The organism is Erythrobacter sp. (genome assembly GCF_038133525.1).
Taxonomy (GTDB): domain Bacteria; phylum Pseudomonadota; class Alphaproteobacteria; order Sphingomonadales; family Sphingomonadaceae; genus Qipengyuania.
On record NZ_JAYPTL010000199.1, the window covers coordinates 1 to 1516 of the forward strand.

General features: G+C 60.2%; 1 protein-coding gene and 1 pseudogene. Both read left to right on the forward strand.

The features are described 5' to 3' along the window. Window positions 1-185: 185 nt before the first annotated feature. Window positions 186-1094, forward strand: a complete 909-nt coding sequence (gene cysD / locus AAFM29_RS18010) for a sulfate adenylyltransferase subunit CysD (RefSeq protein WP_341714074.1) — start codon at window positions 186-188, stop codon at window positions 1092-1094. Beyond that, a pseudogene (locus AAFM29_RS18015) lies at window positions 1094-1516 on the forward strand (GTP-binding protein); the annotation flags it as partial. The gene cysD and the pseudogene AAFM29_RS18015, both read left to right, overlap by 1 nt.

The window sequence follows — 1516 nt, forward strand, 5'->3', positions numbered from 1 at the left end:
CCGCAGACGGTCGAGGAAGCTCATCCACATGGGTTGCTCGAACATCCCTTCGTGTAGGGGCACGAGCAATTCAGTCTCACCGGGAGCAGGGATACGCATGAGTTTTTCTATCACCTCCCATTTGGGAGGTCCATACCATGCTGCGCTGCGGCATCCGTGTTGCCGATGACAGAAACGAGGACACGATGAGCGCCAGGAAACTCACGCATTTGGAGCGGCTTGAAGCCGAAAGCATCCATATCATCCGCGAGGTTGTCGCAGAGACCGACAAGCCCGTGATGCTGTATTCGGTTGGCAAGGACAGCGCGGTGATGCTGCATCTTGCGAAGAAGGCATTCTATCCCAGCCCGCCGCCGTTTCCGCTGATGCATGTCGACACGACATGGAAGTTCAAGGCGATGTACGAACTCAGGAACCGCGCCGCGGAAGAAGCGGGGATGGAGCTGATCGTGCACCAGAACCCGGAGGCGAAGGAGCGCGGGATCAACCCGTTCGACCATGGCCCGCTCCACACCGACATGTGGAAGACCGAGGGGCTGAAGCAGGCGCTCGACATGTACGGTTTCGACGCGGCCTTCGGCGGCGCGCGCCGCGACGAGGAGAAGAGCCGCGCGAAAGAGCGCATCTTTTCCTTCCGCACGGCAAGCCATGGCTGGGACCCCAAGAACCAGCGCCCCGAGCTGTGGAACCTCTACAACGCGAAAAAGGCGAAGGGCGAGAGCATCCGCGTCTTCCCGATCTCCAACTGGACCGAGCTCGATATCTGGCAATATATCCAGCTTGAGCAGATCGAGATCGTGCCGCTGTATTTCAGCGCGCAGCGCCCGACGGTGGAGCGCGATGGCATGCTGCTGATGGTCGACGATGAACGCTTCCCGCTGAAGGAAGGCGAGGAGCCTGAAATGCGCTCGATCCGTTTCCGCACATTGGGCTGCTACCCGCTGACCGGCGCGGTGGAGAGCGAGGCGAGCAATCTTTCCGAAGTGATCCAGGAAATGCTGCTGACCACCACCAGCGACCGCCAGGGCCGCGCCATCGACAAGGATGCTGGCGGCGCCGGCATGGAGAAGAAGAAGCAGGAGGGCTATTTCTGATGTCCGACACCACACAAGAGCCCGTGTACAAGACCGATGCGCTGATCGAGCAGGACATCGACGCCTATCTGGAAAAGCACCAGCACAAGACCATGCTGCGCTTCATCACCTGCGGCAGCGTGGATGATGGCAAGTCGACGCTGATCGGCCGCCTGCTGTATGATTCCAAGAGGATCTCGCCGTGATCCTTGTCGATGCGCGCAAGGGCGTGCTCGTCCAGACGCGCCGGCACAGCTATCTCGCCCATCTCGTCGGCATCAAGCACGTGGTGCTGGCGGTCAACAAGATGGACCTCATCGACTACGACCGCTCGACCTTCCTCGATATCGTGCAGGATTACCGCGAGTTCGCCGAGGAAGTGGGCATCGAGGCCTTCACCGCGATCCCGATCTCAGGCTTCAAGGGCGATAATATCACCACGC

What these genes read in the sequence shown, in the direction of transcription:
- cysD (WP_341714074.1), top strand. Translation starts at nt 186, where the DNA reads ATGAGCGCCAGGAAACTCACGCATTTGGAGCGGCTTGAAGCCGAAAGC.